15 protein-coding genes and 1 pseudogene are annotated in these 17035 nt (G+C 60.9%); 13 read left to right on the top strand and 3 right to left on the bottom strand.

Annotated elements, in window-relative coordinates; all coding sequences use genetic code 11:
• The 3 genes and pseudogenes from BZK31_RS01530 to BZK31_RS01520 all read left to right on the top strand — a co-directional run.
• A pseudogene (locus BZK31_RS01530) lies at window positions 1–147 on the top strand (ABC transporter permease); the annotation flags it as partial.
• Window positions 144–1175: an ABC transporter ATP-binding protein gene (locus BZK31_RS01525; RefSeq protein ID WP_083180996.1), complete on the top strand. Its 1032-nt coding sequence runs from the start codon at window positions 144–146 to the stop codon at window positions 1173–1175. The pseudogene BZK31_RS01530 and the gene BZK31_RS01525, both read left to right, overlap by 4 nt.
• Before the next feature lie 25 nt (window positions 1176–1200).
• A complete protein-coding gene (locus BZK31_RS01520) occupies window positions 1201–2034 on the top strand; it encodes a phosphodiesterase (RefSeq protein WP_083180995.1) in 834 nt (277 codons plus the stop codon).
• A gap of 75 nt (window positions 2035–2109) precedes the next feature.
• Here the strand turns inward: BZK31_RS01520 and BZK31_RS01515 are convergent, their stop codons facing one another.
• The 3 genes from BZK31_RS01515 to BZK31_RS01505 form a co-directional block, all read right to left on the bottom strand.
• Entirely contained in the window at window positions 2110–4011 is a 1902-nt protein-coding gene (locus BZK31_RS01515; protein ID WP_083180998.1) for a PhoX family protein, read from the bottom strand.
• An 80-nt stretch (window positions 4012–4091) separates the two neighbouring features.
• Window positions 4092–4856 (bottom strand): TOBE domain-containing protein, encoded by a 765-nt coding sequence (locus BZK31_RS01510; RefSeq protein ID WP_083180994.1) that lies wholly within the window; start codon window positions 4854–4856, stop codon window positions 4092–4094.
• An 89-nt stretch (window positions 4857–4945) separates the two neighbouring features.
• Window positions 4946–5680, bottom strand: a complete 735-nt coding sequence (locus tag BZK31_RS01505; RefSeq protein WP_083180993.1) for a ComF family protein — start codon at window positions 5678–5680, stop codon at window positions 4946–4948.
• Between the two features lie 92 nt (window positions 5681–5772).
• Between BZK31_RS01505 and bioB the strand changes: the two genes are divergently transcribed.
• The 10 genes from bioB to BZK31_RS01455 all read left to right on the top strand — a co-directional run bounded on the left by bioB (window position 5773) and on the right by BZK31_RS01455 (window position 17013).
• The gene (gene bioB / locus BZK31_RS01500; protein WP_083180992.1) at window positions 5773–6831 is read left to right on the top strand and encodes a biotin synthase BioB; all 1059 of its coding nucleotides are present in this window, start codon (window positions 5773–5775) and stop codon (window positions 6829–6831) included.
• A 73-nt stretch (window positions 6832–6904) separates the two neighbouring features.
• Window positions 6905–8095 carry an 8-amino-7-oxononanoate synthase gene (bioF, locus tag BZK31_RS01495; protein WP_083180991.1) on the top strand — a complete coding sequence of 397 codons (1191 nt, stop codon included), beginning with the start codon at window positions 6905–6907 and terminating at the stop codon, window positions 8093–8095.
• Window positions 8088–8831: an alpha/beta fold hydrolase gene (locus BZK31_RS01490; RefSeq protein WP_083180990.1), complete on the top strand. Its 744-nt coding sequence runs from the start codon at window positions 8088–8090 to the stop codon at window positions 8829–8831. Before bioF ends, BZK31_RS01490 begins: the two co-directional genes overlap by 8 nt.
• Window positions 8824–9633, top strand: a complete 810-nt coding sequence (bioC, locus tag BZK31_RS01485; protein ID WP_083180997.1) for a malonyl-ACP O-methyltransferase BioC — start codon at window positions 8824–8826, stop codon at window positions 9631–9633. Before BZK31_RS01490 ends, bioC begins: the two co-directional genes overlap by 8 nt.
• A 32-nt stretch (window positions 9634–9665) precedes the next feature.
• Window positions 9666–10349: a dethiobiotin synthase gene (gene bioD, locus BZK31_RS01480; protein ID WP_083180989.1), complete on the top strand. Its 684-nt coding sequence runs from the start codon at window positions 9666–9668 to the stop codon at window positions 10347–10349.
• A 151-nt stretch (window positions 10350–10500) separates the two neighbouring features.
• Window positions 10501–10797 (top strand): pyrroloquinoline quinone biosynthesis protein PqqE, encoded by a 297-nt coding sequence (locus BZK31_RS01475; RefSeq protein ID WP_083180988.1) that lies wholly within the window; start codon window positions 10501–10503, stop codon window positions 10795–10797.
• A gap of 345 nt (window positions 10798–11142) precedes the next feature.
• The gene (locus BZK31_RS01470) at window positions 11143–12948 is read left to right on the top strand and encodes a phenylacyl-CoA dehydrogenase (protein WP_083180987.1); all 1806 of its coding nucleotides are present in this window, start codon (window positions 11143–11145) and stop codon (window positions 12946–12948) included.
• A gap of 290 nt (window positions 12949–13238) precedes the next feature.
• Window positions 13239–14537 (top strand): GGDEF domain-containing protein, encoded by a 1299-nt coding sequence (locus BZK31_RS01465; RefSeq protein WP_083180986.1) that lies wholly within the window; start codon window positions 13239–13241, stop codon window positions 14535–14537.
• 169 nt (window positions 14538–14706) lie between these two features.
• Window positions 14707–16485, top strand: a complete 1779-nt coding sequence (locus BZK31_RS01460; RefSeq protein ID WP_083180985.1) for an acyl-CoA dehydrogenase C-terminal domain-containing protein — start codon at window positions 14707–14709, stop codon at window positions 16483–16485.
• Between the two features lie 366 nt (window positions 16486–16851).
• Window positions 16852–17013 carry a YqaE/Pmp3 family membrane protein gene (locus BZK31_RS01455; protein ID WP_083180984.1) on the top strand — a complete coding sequence of 54 codons (162 nt, stop codon included), beginning with the start codon at window positions 16852–16854 and terminating at the stop codon, window positions 17011–17013.
• The last annotated feature ends 22 nt before the right edge of the window (window positions 17014–17035 follow it).

Here is a 17035-nt window from a genome sequence, read left to right as displayed (position 1 = left end):
CTGCCGGTCGGTCTGGCCGACAGTTATGCCTCGGCGCGGCTGGAAGTGGCTAGCGCCTACACCCTTCTTTTTCTATTGCTGATCGTGCCGCTGCTGATGGCGCTGCAGGCCATCAGCGCCCGTCTTGCCCGAGGAGACAGCCGATGAGCGGCACGACCATTCGCCTGAAGGGCTGCCGCAAGGCTTTTGCCGACGGCACCGTGGCTGTACAGGATCTGCACCTGACCATAGAACCCGGCGAAACGCTGGCGATTCTCGGTCCGTCCGGCTGCGGCAAAACCACCACGCTGCGCCTGATCGCCGGACTGGAGCGGCCGGATGTCGGGCAGGTGCTGTTCGACGATCAGGACGTCACGCGTCTGCCCATCGAACGGCGTGATGTCGGCATGGTGTTTCAGAACTATGCGCTGTTTCCCAATCTGGATGTGGCAGGCAACATCGTCTATGGCTTGAAGATTCGCGGCCTGTCGCCCGCCGAGCGCAACAAGCGCTGTGATGAGTTGCTGGAGCTGGTAGGCCTGAACGGACACGAAACGCGCCGCATCAACGAGCTGTCCGGCGGGCAGCGTCAGCGTGTGGCGTTGGCGCGTGCGCTGGCGCCGCGTCCTCGTGTGCTGCTGCTCGACGAACCGCTGGCCGCGCTGGATGCACAACTGCGCGAGCGCTTGCGCAGTGAGCTGGATCAGTTGCTGCGCGGTTTGGGCATCACCTCGGTTTTCGTGACCCATGATCAGGGCGAAGCGATGGCCCTGGGTGACCGGATTCTGGTCATGGAAAAAGGCTGTATGTCGCAACTGGCGACGCCGAGGGACATTTATCAACAGCCGGCCAATGCGTTCGTGGCCGGTTTTGTTGGCAACCTCAACGCGTTCAGCGTCGAAGGGCGAACGGCGTCAGGCCTCAAGGTCGCGGGCGGTGAGGTGCCGTGGTCGGGCCTGGAGCTGCCGAGCACGGTGTATTGCCGACCGGAACACCTGCGCCTGACGCCTGAGCGGGGTCAGTTACGAGGGCGTCTGGTCGGCCAGTTCTTCCAGGGCGCGCAGAGCCGCTTGCTGGTGGATGTCGGCGGCCCGCAACCCTTGCTGGTCGACAGTGCCGACAACCTGATCTATCCGGCAGGCGCGAGTCTGTGCCTGAACGTCGATCCGCAAACACTGTTTACCCTGCATTCGTAATGTCGCTTTTCATCGAGGGATCGTTTTGAATCGTCCGTTTCTTGTTGCCCAGATCAGTGACTTGCACCTTAAAGCCGATGGCCGCTTCAGCTACGGCGTTGTCGATACGCTGGGTGCGCTGCGCCATGCTGTCGAACAGATCAACACCCGTAAACAGCGTCCTGACATCGTGATTGTCAGCGGCGATCTGGTGGACTTCGGCCACGCCGATGAGTACGCCGTGCTCAAGCCGGAGCTGGAACGTTTGCAGATGCCGTTTTATCTGGTGCCCGGCAATCACGATGACCGCGAACAGTTGCTGGCCGCATTTGCCGATCACGTGTACCTGCCGCTGTCGGCCAAGGGTCCGCTGGACTGGGTTGTGGAACAGCATCCGTTGCGTTTGATCGGACTGGATTCGACCATTCCGGGCGAACATGGCGGGCAACTGGACTTCTGCCAGCTCGATTGGCTGAACGCGCAGTTGTCACGCCGTCCGGATGTGCCGACGCTGATCATCCTGCACCACCCGCCGTTCATGTCCGGCATCGGCCATATGGATCGCCAGCCATTCATCAACGCGGCAGAGCTGGAGCGCGTGATCGCTCGGCATCCTCAGGTCGAGCGGTTGTTGTGCGGGCATTTGCACCGGCCGATGCAGCGTCGTTTCGGTGGCAGCCTGACCTGCGTCTGCCCCGGCACCTCGCACCAGATCGTGCTCGATCTGGACGACAACGCGCCTGCGCATTTCAACCTGGAACCGGCAGGTTACCTGCTGCACCGCTGGCACCCTGAACAGGGACTGGTCACCCATAACGCAGTGTTTGGCGAGTACGAAGGGCCGTACCCGTTTTATGACGCGAACGGATTGATCGATTAAGGGGCCGGGAAGGCGTGATAGCGCCTTCCCGGACACGTCCGCCGCTGGAGTGGACGTGCCGCTCAAGACTGACTGTCAGGCGCCGATAATCCCGCCGTCCTCGCGGGTAATCACCATCACCGACGAGCGTGGTTTGCCGTTGGGCAGGAGCTCAGGGAAGGTGGATCCGCCGTTTTCGCCGGGGTGCTGGATGCCGATGAACATCGTGCGATAGTCCGGCGCGAAGCTGATGCCGGTGATTTCGCAGCCGACCGGCCCGACCAGAAAGCGCCGAATCTCACCACTGGCCGGATCGGCGCAGAGCATCTGGTTGTTGCCCATCCCCGCGAAATCGCCTTGGTTGCTCGAGTCGCCATCGGTCTGGATCCACAGCCGACCGGCTTTGTCGAAGCTCAGGCCGTCCGGGCTGTTGAACATGTTCTGCGCATTGATGTTGCTGGAGCCGGCCTGTGGCGTGCCCGAGTGCACGGTCGGATTGCCCGCCACCACGAACAGGTCCCACTCGAATGTCATGGCCGACGCGTTATCGTCCGTTTCACGCCAGCGCAGGATCTGTCCGTACTGGTTCTTCGCCCGTGGGTTCGGGCCACCGACCGGCTGGCCGTCTTCACCACGTTTGGAGTTGTTGGTCAGCGTGCAATAGACCTGGCCATCCTTGGGGCTGACCACGATCCATTCCGGGCGGTCCATTCGCGTGGCGTTCACTACGCTGGCGGCTAGACGAGCATGAATCAGCACTTCAGCCTGATTGTTGAAGCCTGCGGCTGCGTTCAGACCATTCTTGCCGTGGGTCAGCTCAATCCACCGGCCCTTGCCTCTCGGACGGTCCGGGTTGTTGTCGCCCCCGTCGAACTGCGCCACGTACAAGGTGCCTTGGTCCAGCAGGCTGCGGTTGTTTTTCGGGATGATACGGTCGATCTTGTTGCGGCTGACGAATTTGTAGATGAACTCGCCGCGTTCGTCGTCGCCCATGTACACCACGGCGCGTCCGCTCTTGCTGAGCGTGAAGGCAGCATTTTCATGCTTGAAACGGCCCAGAGCGGTGCGTTTGACCGGTGTCGAATCAGGATCGAACGGATCGATCTCGACCACCCAGCCGTGACGGTTGACCTCGTTGGGGTTTTTCGCCACGTCGAAACGCGGGTTGTACAGGTGCCAGTTGTTGTCCCGGCTGGCGGCCACTACGCCGTAGCGCTTCATGGCAGCATCGAACGTCTGGTCCGGATTGGTGCTGCCGAAGCAATCGGTGAAGTTTTCTTCGCAGGTGAGGTAAGTGCCCCATGGCGTCTTACCGTTCGCGCAGTTTTGGAACGTGCCCAGTACACGGGTGCCGCTCCTGTCTGCCTCGGTCTTGAGCCACTCGTGCCCGGCAGCCGGGCCGCTCAGGCGAATAGGCGTATTGCCGTGGACACGACGGTTGTAACGCGAGCCCTGCACGAACTGCCACTTGCCGTTTTTCTGCCGGATCTCGATTACCGAGACACCTTCGGCGGCGAGGGCCTTCTGCACGTCTTCGGCCGACTGCGGCGATTTGCCGTGATCGAACAGGTAGCGGTAGTTGGTGTATTCGTTGTTGATCGCCATCAGGGCGCGATCGCGGTGGCCGGGCATCTGGAACAGGCTCATGCCATCGTTGTTGTCACCGAACTGCACTTCCTGATCCCGTGCCGAGCCCTTGCCGCTCGGGTCGAACGCCGGTCCGCCGGTCTGTAAAGGTTGCCCCCAACTGATCAGCACGGACGAGGTGTAGCCGCGTGGCAGGCTGATGTCATCGCTGGTTGCAATGGAAATGCTGTCGAAACCCAGCAACCTGCGCGAAGCGGTGCTGATGCCTTCGGCCAGCGCGCTGCGGCTCAACAGGTTGCCACCCAGAAACATCGCTGCGCCACACAAGGCACCCGCGCCGATGAAACCGCGGCGGGTGAGGCCGACCATTTTTTCCAGGTCGGTGGACTGATTTTCTTCTAGTAGTTTCATCATCACGGCTCCCACAAATGTGGTCGCTACGTTAAAGCGCGTGTATGACGGAATTGTGTCGTGACGGGGCGTGCGAAACGTTAGAGCGGTGTGCCCAGCAGGACCAGGGATGGAGCGAAGCAGACTTGCACCGGTTTGCCGGTTTTCAGGTGCTGAGTGTGTAATGCGGAGTTGCTCGCCAGAGCGCACAGGGTATGGCCGCTGGGTAGAAAGATACGGACTTCGCTGGGGCCGTCCTCATCGAGGATAACCTCTTCGATCTGGCCGAACAGGCAATTGTTTCCCGATGTTTCGGAGTGGTCTTCGGCGAACAGTTCCAGCCAGCCGGCCTTGATCAGCGCAACCACTTCGACCCCGATGTCCAGTTCCAGGCGTAGCGTGCTGTCGTGGGTAACTTGCGCCTCAATAAATGTATCTTCGGCCAGTTGCAGACGAACCTGGTCGTAATGACCCTGACGGGTGATGCTCACGATCCGCCCCAGCAACTGGTTACGCGCACTGGTGCGCAACGTCAGCCGGTTGAGCAGCGCCAGATCGCTGCTGTCTTCGGCGGCTTCCAGCACCTGAGCCTGCAGCGTCTGTACCCGCTGATAAAGACGCAGCACGCGCTCGCCTTCCGCCGACAACCTGGCCCCACCGCCGCCACGGCCACCCACGCTGCGCTCGACCAGAGGTTTTTGCGCCAGGTTGTTCAACTCGTCGATGGCGTCCCATGCCGCCTTGTAACTCAACCCGGCGCTTTTCGCGGCGCGGGTGATCGAACCCTGCTCGGCGATGTGCTGCAACAGCGCAATGCGTTGCGGACGACGGACGATGTGCTGGGTGAGTGATGGCGGTAAAGGCATGGCGGTTCGAAGGCGGTGGCGGAGGGGACGAGTGTACGGCGTGAGCAGGCAATTGTCCGCGAAGACTGGCGGGCCGGGTTTTCGCTTGATCAATCTCCCGGCCTGGGCGTTCTTGCCAGGCAGTAGACGTCCACCCGGCTGGCACCGGCACGGTTGAGCAGACGCGCGATCGCGTCCGCAGTGGAGCCGGTCGTCAGTACATCGTCCACCAGCGCCACATGCTTGCCGTAGAACCCGTCGGCATCCTTCAATGCGAACGCCCCTTCCAGATTGCGTTTGCGAGCCTTGGCATCGAGACCTTGCTGGTTGGGCGTCTCCCGACTGCGCAAGATTTGCTGGTCATCGACTGGCAATTGCAGCTGTCTGCCCAGCCAGTGAGCCAGCATGGCCGCCTGATTAAAGCCTCGCCGACGCAAGCGCTTGTTGGCCAGCGGCACCGGTACCAAACAGTCGGGACGCAACAGCCCTTCATCGAAACGGTGCTGCAGAAACTGCCCGAGCAATTCGCCCATCAACCGTCCGAAGGGCCATTTGCCGTGGTGCTTGAAGCGGGTGATCAGACTGTCGATGGGAAAGTCATACCGCCACGGCGCGACAACCTGGGTGAAGCCCGGTGGCTTTCTGAGGCATTGCGCGCAACTCATGCCCTCCATCGGCAGGGGCAGGGCGCAGCATTCGCATTGCTCGCCGAGCCAGGGCAGCTCGGTTTCGCAGGGCACGCAGATTGGCGCCGAAACATCGCTGCGTTCATCGCATAACAGGCATTGTTGTTTGTTTTTTAACCAGATGTAAACCTCGTGTTCATAGGTTGGTTGACAGCGCATGGCTCTTCCTTAAATATGCCCAACATCCGTGTAGCGCTTGTGGTCTTTGTTCCCCGGCGCACAGCCCCCACAAACACCAAGGAGCCGCCCCGATGAGCGCCAGCATCACCGCCACTCTGCGTCACGACTGGACTTTAGCCGAGGTCAAGGCGCTGTTCGTACAGCCATTCAATGACCTGCTGTTTCAGGCGCAGACCGTGCATCGCGCTCATTTCGACGCCAACCGCGTCCAGGTCTCCACCCTGCTGTCGATCAAGACCGGCGCCTGTCCGGAAGACTGCAAGTACTGCCCGCAATCGGGTCACTACAACACCGGTCTGGAAAAGGAAAAGCTCCTCGAAGTCCAGAAAGTGCTTGAGGAGGCCGCTCGCGCCAAGGCTATCGGTTCGACGCGTTTCTGCATGGGCGCGGCCTGGAAGCACCCGTCGGCCAAAGACATGCCGTATGTGCTGGAGATGGTCAAAGGCGTGAAGGCCATGGGCCTGGAAACCTGCATGACGCTCGGGCGTCTGGACCAGGAGCAGACCGCAGCGCTGGCGTCCGCCGGGCTGGATTACTACAACCACAACCTCGACACCTCGCCGGAGTTCTACGGCAGCATCATCACCACCCGTACGTATAGCGAGCGTCTGCAGACCCTGGCCTACGTGCGGGAGTCGGGGATGAAGATCTGCTCGGGCGGCATTCTGGGCATGGGCGAATCGCTGGATGATCGCGCAGGCCTGCTGATCCAGCTGGCGAACCTGCCAGAGCATCCGGAATCGGTGCCGATCAACATGCTGGTGAAGGTCGCCGGTACGCCGCTGGAAAACGCCGAAGATGTCGATCCGTTCGACTTCATCCGCATGCTGGCGGTGGCGCGGATCCTCATGCCCCAATCCCATGTGCGCCTGTCGGCCGGTCGCGAAGCCATGAACGAGCAGATGCAGGCGCTGGCGTTCTTCGCCGGTGCCAACTCGATTTTCTACGGCGACAAGTTGCTGACCACGGCCAACCCGCAGGCCGACAAAGACATGCTGCTGTTCTCGCGTCTGGGCATCAAGCCGGAAGCGGGCGAAGAGCATCCGGACGAAGTGCATCAGGCCGCCATCGAGCAGGCGCTGGTCGAACAGCAAAGCAGCGCGATGTTCTACGACGCAGCGTCCGCCTGATCCATCGATCTGCGTTGAGCGGGCCGGTTGGCGCCGGGCCGCTTCGAATCACTTTCATCGGGGCAGGGCCTGCATGTCTTTCGATCTCCGCACGCGCCTCGACGCTCGTCGCACTCAACACCTCTATCGTCAGCGCCCGTTGCTGCAAACCCCGCAAGGACCGCAGGTCGTTGTCGATGGCAAGCCGCTGCTCGCGTTCTGCAACAACGATTACATGGGGCTGGCCAATCACCCCGACGTGATTGCCGCCTGGCAGGCCGGTGCCGAGCGCTGGGGCGTGGGCGGTGGTGCGTCGCATCTGGTGATCGGCCACAGCACGCCGCACCATGAACTTGAAGAGGCCCTGGCCGAACTGACCGGCCGTCCGCGTGCGCTGCTGTTTTCCAATGGCTACATGGCCAATCTCGGCACGGTGACGGCGCTGGTCGGGCAGGGCGACACGGTGCTGGAAGATCGCCTGAATCATGCTTCGTTGCTCGACGCCGGACTGCTCAGCGGCGCACGCTTTTCCCGCTATCTGCATAACGACGTTGCCAGCCTGGAGTCCCGGCTGGACAAGGCTGTGGGCGATACGCTGGTGGTGACGGATGGCGTGTTCAGCATGGATGGCGACGTGGCCGACCTGCCTGCGCTGGCACGTGCCACCAGGGCCAGGGGCGCCTGGCTGATGGTCGATGATGCGCATGGCTTCGGTCCGCTGGGTGCCAACGGTGCCGGACTCGTCGAGCATTTCGGCTTGAGCATGGAAGACGTGCCGGTGCTGATCGGCACCCTCGGCAAATCCTTCGGCACATCCGGCGCGTTCGTGGCGGGCAGTGAAGAGTTGATCGAGACACTGATCCAGTTCGCCCGGCCCTACATCTACACCACCAGCCAGCCGCCAGCACTGGCCTGCGCCACACTGAAGAGTCTGGAACTGCTGCGCACCGAACACTGGCGTCGCGAGCATCTGGCCCGGCTGATCCGCCAGTTCCGCGAAGGGGCTGCGCAGCTTGGTCTGCAATTGATGGACAGCTTCACACCCATCCAGCCGATTGTGATTGGCGATGCCGGGCGCGCCTTGCGCCTGTCACACCTGCTGCGCGAGCGCGGGCTGATGGTGACCGCCATTCGCCCGCCCACCGTGCCGGTTGGCAGTGCCCGTCTGCGAGTGACGCTGTCTGCGGCCCACACCGAGGCGCAAGTGCAGCTATTGTTGGAGGCACTGGAGCAGTGTTATCCGCTGCTGGGCACGGTTGAATCCATGGAGCCCGATCATGCGTGACCGTTTGATCCTGCTGCCAGGCTGGGGCCTGGGTGTTTCGCCACTCGAACCGCTGGCGGCTGCGCTGCGCGGACTGGATGAGCATTTGCGCGTCGAAGTCGAGCCGTTGCCGGACATTGACAGCAGCGACCTCGCGGACTGGCTCGACGAACTGGACGCCAATGTGCCGGACGACGCCTGGCTGGGTGGCTGGTCGCTGGGCGGCATGCTCGCCGCCGAACTGGCCGCGCGTCGCGGCGAACGCTGTTGCGGCTTGTTCACGCTGGCCAGCAACGCCTGCTTCGTCACGCAGGGCGCCTGGCCTCACGCAATGCCTGTGCAGGATTTCGATGCCTTTCTGGCCGGTTGTGCCGTTGAGCCCGACGCGACTCTCAAGCGTTTCAGCCTGTTGTGCACGCAAGGCGCGGAAGATTCTCGCGGCCTGGCGCGCCTGCTCAAGGCGGGCGCGCCGCACACGTCGGCGACCGCGCTGGTCGATGGCCTGAAAATCCTTCAACAACTCGACACCCGCAGCGCGCTACAGACCTATCGCGGGCCGCAGTTGCACCTGTTCGCCGGGCTCGATGCGTTCGTTCCGGCCGAAGCCGCGAGCGATCTACTGGACCTGCTGCCGGACGTCGAAGTCGGCGTGATCGAGCAGGCCAGTCACGCCTTTCTCCTGGAAAACCCTCACGGTGTGGCGGCGGCGATCCAGGCTTTTCTTCATGAATCAGAACATGGGCCGCAACATGACTGACCTTTCCCATGGGGTGCTGTCGCCGGGCCTGCCTGACAAGCGCCAGGTTGCCGCGTCTTTTTCACGTGCGGCGGGCAGCTACGACAGCGTCGCCGAATTACAGCGCACCGTCGGGCACACGTTGATGTCCTGCCTGCCTGCCGGACTCAGCCCAGCTCGCTGGCTCGATCTGGGCAGCGGTACGGGGTATTTCAGCCGCGTGCTGGCGCAGACGTTTGCCGACAGCGACGGCATCGCGCTGGACATCGCTGAAGGCATGTTGCGTCATGCACAGCCTTTGGGCGGTGCGCATCACTTCGTGGCTGGCGATGCCGAGCACATGCCGTTGGCCGATCAAGCCTGCGAGCTGATTTTTTCCAGTCTCGCCGTGCAATGGTGTGCAGACTTCAAGGCCGTGCTCGATGAGGCCTTTCGGGTATTGAAACCGGGCGGGGTGTTTGCGTTTGCCAGCTTGTGCACCGGCACGCTGTATGAGTTGCGCGACAGTTGGAGGACCGTTGATGGCCGCGTGCACGTCAACCGTTTCCGGCATGAGGACGACTATCGCCAGTTGTGCGCGGCAAGCGGCCTGCGGGTCAGCCGCCTTGAGGTATGCCCGCACGTGCTGCATTACCCGGATGTGCGCAGTCTGACCCATGAACTGAAAGCACTGGGCGCGCACAACCTCAATCCCGGGCGGCCCGGTGGCTTGACGGGACGCGAACGGATTCTAGGCTTGGTCCGGGCGTACGAGCACTTTCGTCAGGACGCTGGGCTGCCCGCCACTTACCAGGTGGTCTACGCGGTACTCGAAAAACCCTGATCGGGTTCACTTCAAAAGGGACGACCGCCGAGATGAGCGTTGCGTATTTCATCACTGGAACCGATACCGATGCAGGCAAGACCACCGTTGCGGCAGGCTTGCTGCACGCGGCCCGCGCGATCGGACTGAGCACTGCGGCAGGCAAACCCGTCGCATCCGGCTGTGCAGTGACGCCGCACGGGCTGCGCAACCCGGATGCACTGGCGCTGCAGGCCGAATGCTCTATCGAACTGGGCTACGACGAAGTCAATCCGATAGCGTTCGAACCGGCGATCGCGCCCCATCTTGCGGCCCGGGAAGCGGGCGTGGCGCTGACCGTTCGTTCTCTGTTGCAGCCGATGCAGCACATTTTGAACAAGCGGGCGGACTTCACCCTGATCGAAGGCGCGGGCGGCTGGCGGGTTCCGCTGGCCGACCAGAGCAATCTGTCCGACCTGGCCATTGCGCTGGGATTACCGGTGATTCTGGTGGTGGGCGTGCGGCTGGGCTGCATCAATCACGCGCTGTTGACGGCTGAAGCCATCGCTCGAGACGGTCTGCAACTGGCGGGCTGGGTCGCTAACGTGACCGACAGCAAGACCTCGCGGCTTGAAGAGAATCTCGCCACTCTGGCCGAACGCCTGCCCGCGCCGTGTCTGGGGCGCGTGCCACGCCTCAAGAACCCAAACGCCGAAAATGTGGCGCAATGTCTGCATCTGGAGCTGCTCGACGGCTAGCGCAACTATCTGCCTGAGCGGCAAGGGCCTTTTGCCGTTTTCAAGACGCAGGCTATTAACAGGCCTAGTGCCATTAGTCTATTTGTCGAGCGCTTCCGGGCATTTGCTGGTTCAATGGCACTTGTTCGTTATTTGAACCGAGGATCGGCTTATGCAAATCACCATGAACAACACCCTCTATCCAGGCCTGAGCGCTATGCAGGTCGGGCAGAGTCGTGTCGATCAGGCGGCCACGCAAATCGCCAGTACCAACGTCGAAGTGTCGGGCAGAAGCCAGTCTTCGGACTTTCAGCTCGAGAACCTGCGCTCGGTTGACCGCAGCCAGCGTTCCGACCTGCCAGCCAACATCGTCGAAATGGAAGCGGGCAAGTTTCAGATCGAAGCCGGCATCGCGGCACAGAAAGCCAGCGACGAAGCCCTTGGCACGCTGATCGACACCTACGCCTGAGTGACCCGGACGCCTGCGTCCGGCTCCGTCCACGCCGTGCCCTCTGTGCACGGCGTCATTTTCTGAATCACTTCGTATCACCGTCCTGTATCACCATCGCAACCTGTCGTCCCTCGACTAGACTCCAGCTATCGCTCGCCTGATACCGCCTCACTTTGCCCGTACAGTTTGCAAGGCACCGTGGACGAATGGTGCACGTGCCGCTATTGACAAGGTTTGGGCGTAAACGTATGTTTCAAACACCTGTTTGACCGTAAGGCATACGAGATTGTCTGGTTCTGGGAGCCTGCTCTCAGCCACCGCCCGGTCATTCGTTCCAGGATTCATCAGCAGAGGTTTATCGCTATGCCTGATTACAAGGCCCCCTTGCGTGATATTCGTTTCGTTCGTGATGAGCTGCTCGGTTACGAAGCGCACTATCAGAGTCTGCCCGCCTGCCAGGATGCAACTCCCGATATGGTCGACGCTATTCTCGAGGAGGGCGCCAAGTTCTGTGAACAAGTGCTGGCCCCGCTGAACCGTGTGGGCGATACCGAAGGCTGTACCTGGAGCGAGTCGGGCGTGAAGACGCCGACCGGTTTCAAACAGGCGTACCAGCAATTCGTCGAAGGCGGCTGGCCGAGTCTGGCGCACGACGTCGAGCATGGTGGTCAAGGTCTGCCTGAGTCGCTGGGCCTTGCGATCAGCGAAATGGTCGGCGAGGCGAACTGGTCGTGGGGCATGTACCCTGGCCTGTCGCACGGCGCGATGAACACCATTTCCGAGCACGGTACGCCCGAGCAGCAAGAGGCTTACCTGACCCGCCTGGTGTCCGGCGAATGGACCGGCACCATGTGCCTGACCGAGCCACATTGCGGTACCGACCTGGGCATGCTGCGTACCAAGGCCGAACCTCAGGCTGACGGCACCTACAAGGTGTCCGGCACCAAGATCTTCATTTCCGCTGGCGAGCACGACATGGCCGATAACATCGTCCACATCGTGCTGGCGCGTCTGCCGGACGCTCCGGCGGGCACCAAAGGCATTTCGCTGTTCATCGTGCCCAAGTTCCTGTCGGCCGCCGATGGTGGCGTCGGTGAGCGCAACGCAGTAACTTGTGGCTCCATCGAACACAAGATGGGCATCCACGGTAACGCGACCTGCGTGATGAACTTCGACGGCGCGACCGGTTACCTGATCGGCCCGGCGAACAAAGGCCTGAACTGCATGTTCACCTTTATGAACACTGCGCGTCTAGGCACTGCGCTGCAAGGTCTGGCGCACGCTGAAATCGCGTTCCAGGGCGGTCTGAAATACGCTCGCGAGCGTCTGCAGATGCGTTCGCTGACCGGCCCCAAGGCGCCGGAAAAGGCGGCTGACCCGATCATCGTCCATCCAGACGTGCGTCGCATGCTGCTGACCATGAAGGCCTTCGCCGAAGGCACGCGCGCCATGGTGTACTTCACTGCCAAGCAGGTCGACATCGTCAAATACAGCGAAGACGCCGATCAGAAGAAGGCCGCCGACGCGCTGCTGGCGTTCATGACGCCGATCGCCAAGGCGTTCATGACCGAAGTCGGTTTTGAAGCCGCCAACCACGGCGTTCAGATCTACGGTGGCCACGGCTTCATCGCCGAGTGGGGCATGGAGCAAAACGTACGCGACAGCCGTATTTCCATGCTGTACGAAGGCACCACCGGCATTCAGGCACTCGACCTGCTGGGCCGCAAGGTCCTGATGACCCAGGGCGAAGCGCTCAAGGGTTTCACCAAGATCGTGCACAAGTTCTGTCAGCACAACGAAGGCAACGAAGCCGTGCAGGAATTCGTCACGCCGCTGGCTGCACTGAACAAGGAATGGGGCGAGCTGACCATGAAGGTCGGTATGGCTGCCATGAAAGACCGCGAAGAAGTCGGTGCCGCCTCGGTGGATTACGTGATGTATTCGGGTTATGCCTGCCTGGCCTACTTCTGGGCAGACATGGCGCGTCTGGCTGCCGAGAAACTGGCTGCCGGTACGTCGGACGAGGCGTTCTACCGCGCCAAGATCCAGACGGCGCGTTTCTACTTCCAGCGCATCCTGCCGCGTACCCGTACGCACGTTGCCGCCATTCTGTCCGGTGCTGGCAACCTGATGGAAATGAAGGAAGAGGATTTCGGCCTGGCTTACTGAGTCCGGTCCGAGTCATCCAGGCCGCCTGATCATTGATCAGGCGGCTTTTTCGTTTCTGCTTCCTGGTGAGGCCCGTGATGATCAGTCTGCTTGAGCGAACGGAGCGCCGCCCGGTCGCTTGGACAGTCAGTTCGTATGGCTATTCACCATCATTTAATAAACCTTTTCATGCTCCTGCCGTTACAGAAGCAGTCACTGATCAATCCTGCTGAATGCATTGTTTTCAGGATGAAGGCACAATGCCATTGATTCGGGTGGTTACTCGAATGTCGGGTAGGAGACAGGCCCTTTTGTTACGTGCATCCGCTGCAAGACTGAGTCATTTCCTGCCGTCACTGGCATTGCTGGTGGCGGGGCTGGCGGCTGCGTATGTCAAAGACCTGAATGTGTTCTTCACCTCGCTGTTTAACGTGCTGCCCACGCTGGTGCTGCTGTTGGGCGGTGCCTACTGCGGTGTTTATCGGCGCCAGCGCGAGCTGTTTCTGATGATCACGGTGTACATCGCCTACTACCTGCTCGATACCCAGACCGACTATTACCGCGACTTCGGCAAGGTACGCGAAGACGCCGCAGTGATCTTTCATCTGGTTTGCCTGCTGCTGCCGGTGCTCTACGGGCTGTATGCCGCGTGGGAGGAGCGCACGCATTTGTTTCAGGATCTGATTGCGCGACTGGCCGTGCTCCTGGCGGTCAGCAGCGTGGCGTTGGGTCTTGAGCAGAGTTATCCGGTCGAGCTGCAGGCCTGGCTTGCCGACATTCGCTGGCCCGCACTGCACGGCGCGTGGATGAGCCTCATCCAGCTGTCGTACGCCATGTTCCTGATCTCGTTCGCGGTACTGATCTGGCAGTATCTGGAAAAACCCAGGCCGCTGCACGCCGCGCAGATCGTCGGGCTGCTCGGGCTGTTCTGGGCGTTGCCCAAGACCTTCATCCTGCCGTTCACGCTGAATATTCTGTGCAGCCAGGTGATGCTGATGATTGCCGCCGCGGTTGCGCATGAGGCCTATCAAATGGCCTTCCGTGATGAGCTGACCGGCCTTCCCGGGCGTCGGGCGCTCAATGAACGTATGCAGCGTCTGGGGCGCAATTACGTGCTGGCGATGAGCGACGTCGACCACTTCAAGAAATTCAATGACACCCACGGCCATGACGTGGGCGATCAGGTGCTGCGACTGGTGGCCAGCAAGCTGTCGAAGATCACCAATGGCGGCGGCAAGGCGTATCGCTATGGCGGCGAAGAGTTCGCCATCGTATTTGCCGCCAAGACCATCGATGAATGCCTGCCGCATCTGGAGGCCATTCGCGAATCCATTGCCAACTATGAAATCCAGCTACGCAACAAGGACAGCCGTCCGCAAGACGATCAGCAAGGTCGGCAGCGGCGCAGCGGCGCGCATTCAGGCAGCGTATCGGTCACCGTCAGCATTGGGGTCGCTGAACGTCAGCCGGAACACCGCACGCCGGAAGAAGTGCTGAAAGCCGCGGACCAGGCGCTCTATGCGGCCAAGGGCGCGGGGCGCAATTGTGTCATCTCCCATCAGCAGCAAACCCGGCGCGGTGCCGTGCGCACCACTGAAGCGGCGACCTGAGTTCATCCATTCTGACCGGTGACCTGTTATGACTTTATAGTCATGACACGACCCTATGTGTCTGAAATGTTGTTCGGGTAGACTCGTGACTTTCGATGACTGATTCACTTCCCCGACCGGGAAGGATCAGTATTTACAGGTCTCTCGCTCCGTGTTCACGAGGTTTGCCATGGCTGACTACAAAGCGCCGCTGCGCGATATGCGCTTCGTCCTCAATGAAGTGTTCGAGGTTTCCAAACTCTGGGCTCAATTGCCGGCGCTGGCTGAAACAGTCGACGCCGAGACAGTCGATGCCATTCTTGAAGAAGCAGGCAAAGTCACCAGCAAGACCATCGCGCCACTGAGCCGCAATGGTGACGAGGAAGGCTGTCACTGGAAAGACACCGTCGTGACCACGCCTGCCGGGTTCCCTGAAGCCTATCGCACCTATGCTGAAGGCGGTTGGGTCGGCGTTGGCGGCAATCCTGATTTTGGTGGCATGGGAATGCCTAAAGTGGTCTCGGCCCAGGTCGAGGAAATGCTCAATTCCGCCAGCCTGGCATTCGGGCTGTACCCGATGCTGACCTCCGGCGCATGTGTTTCGATCAATACTCACGCGACGGAAGAACTGAAGGCCAAGTACCTGCCGAACATGTATGCGGGCGTCTGGTGCGGTTCGATGTGCCTGACTGAGGCCCATGCCGGCACCGACCTGGGCATCATCCGCACCAAGGCCGAGCCGCAAACGGACGGTTCGTACAAGATCACCGGCAGCAAGATCTTCATCACCGGCGGTGAGCACGATCTGACCGAGAACATCATTCATCTGGTACTGGCCAAGCTGCCGGACGCACCGCCAGGGCCGAAAGGTATTTCACTGTTTCTGGTGCCCAAGTTCATGGTGGGCGACGACGGCAGTGTCGGCGAGCGCAACACTGTGAGCTGCGGCTCCATCGAACACAAAATGGGCATTCAGGCATCCGCTACCTGCGTGATGAACTTCGACGATGCCGTTGGCTATCTGATCGGCGAGCCCAACAAGGGGCTGGCCGCCATGTTCACGATGATGAATTACGAGCGCCTCGGCGTTGGCATCCAGGGCCTGGCGTCCGGCGTTCGTTCTTATCAGAACGCTGTCGAATACGCGCTGGATCGCCTGCAAAGTCGTGCGCCGACCGGTGCGCAGAACAAGGACAAGGCCGCTGATCCGATCATCGTCCACCCCGACGTGCGTCGCATGCTGCTGACCATGAAGGCGTTCAACGAAGGCGGGCGTGCGTTCTCCAGCTACGTCGCGCTGCAACTGGACATCGCCAAGTTCAGCGAAAACGACACCGATCGCAAGCGCGCCGATGATCTGGTCGCGCTGCTGACCCCCGTTGCCAAGGCGTTTCTCAGCGACGTCGGCCTGGAAACCACTGTGCATGGCCAGCAGATATTTGGCGGTCATGGCTACATTCGCGAGTGGGGTCAGGAGCAACTGGTGCGTGACGTGCGCATCACTCAGATCTACGAGGGCACCAATGGCATCCAGGCGCTGGATCTGGTCGGTCGCAAGATCGTCGGTTCCGGCGGCGCGTTCTACCAACTGTTCTCGGACGAAGTGCGTCAGTTCATCGCCGACTCAGACAGCTCGCTTGGCGAGTTCACCCGCCCGCTTGCAGCCGCACTGGACATGCTCGACGAGCTGACCAACTGGGTGCTGGACCGTTCGCGCAGCAACCCCAATGAAATCGGTGCGGCTTCGGTCGAGTATCTGCACCTGTTCGGCTACACCGCTTACGCGTACATGTGGGCGATGATGGCCAAGGCCGCCGTCGGCAAAGAGGCGCAGGAAGCGTTTTACGTCAGCAAGCTGGGCACGGCGCGCTTCTATTTTGCGCGCCTGCTGCCACGTATCCACTCGTTGAACGCCTCGGTGCGTGCAGGCAGCGAGTCACTGTTCCTGCTGGAAGCGGATCAGTTTTGACACAGCATCAGCGTGTAAGCATTTGCTTACACGTCGTGCTGCCAATTGGCCTCTTCCATTAAGTCGGATCCAAAGTTACTCTAAATCCATGGACGTAGCGCAGGATGCGCAATCAAATAACAGGGACACGTAGGGAAGCCTGCCAGGATGGTGGGACGAAAAGGATGTCAGGGAAACAGTCTGGAAAACCTCGCTTCGGCGGGGTTTTCTTTGTGCGCGTGATTTGTAGGTGCCCGTGCATTTCCAGTCCATGAAGCGCTTTATTCCAAAGAATAATGGCTCCTTGCCAGAGAGGGTTGAACCCTCACCGACGCGCAGGGTCGATTAGCTGTATGGCCAATCAGAGCCAATAATCAGGAGCTTCCCATGGACATCATTCGTATCATCTTCGCCATCCTGCTGCCCCCGGTGGGCGTGTTCATGCAAGTAGGCTTTGGCGGCGCGTTCTGGCTGAATATCCTGCTGACCCTGCTCGGCTACATCCCGGGTATCATCCACGCGATCTACATCATCGTATCGCGTAAGTAACACCGCTACACCACGCAGTGCT

The organism is Pseudomonas floridensis (assembly GCF_002087235.1).
Taxonomy (GTDB): Bacteria; Pseudomonadota; Gammaproteobacteria; order Pseudomonadales; family Pseudomonadaceae; genus Aquipseudomonas; species Aquipseudomonas floridensis.
This window is presented reverse-complemented; position numbering and strand designations above follow the sequence as displayed.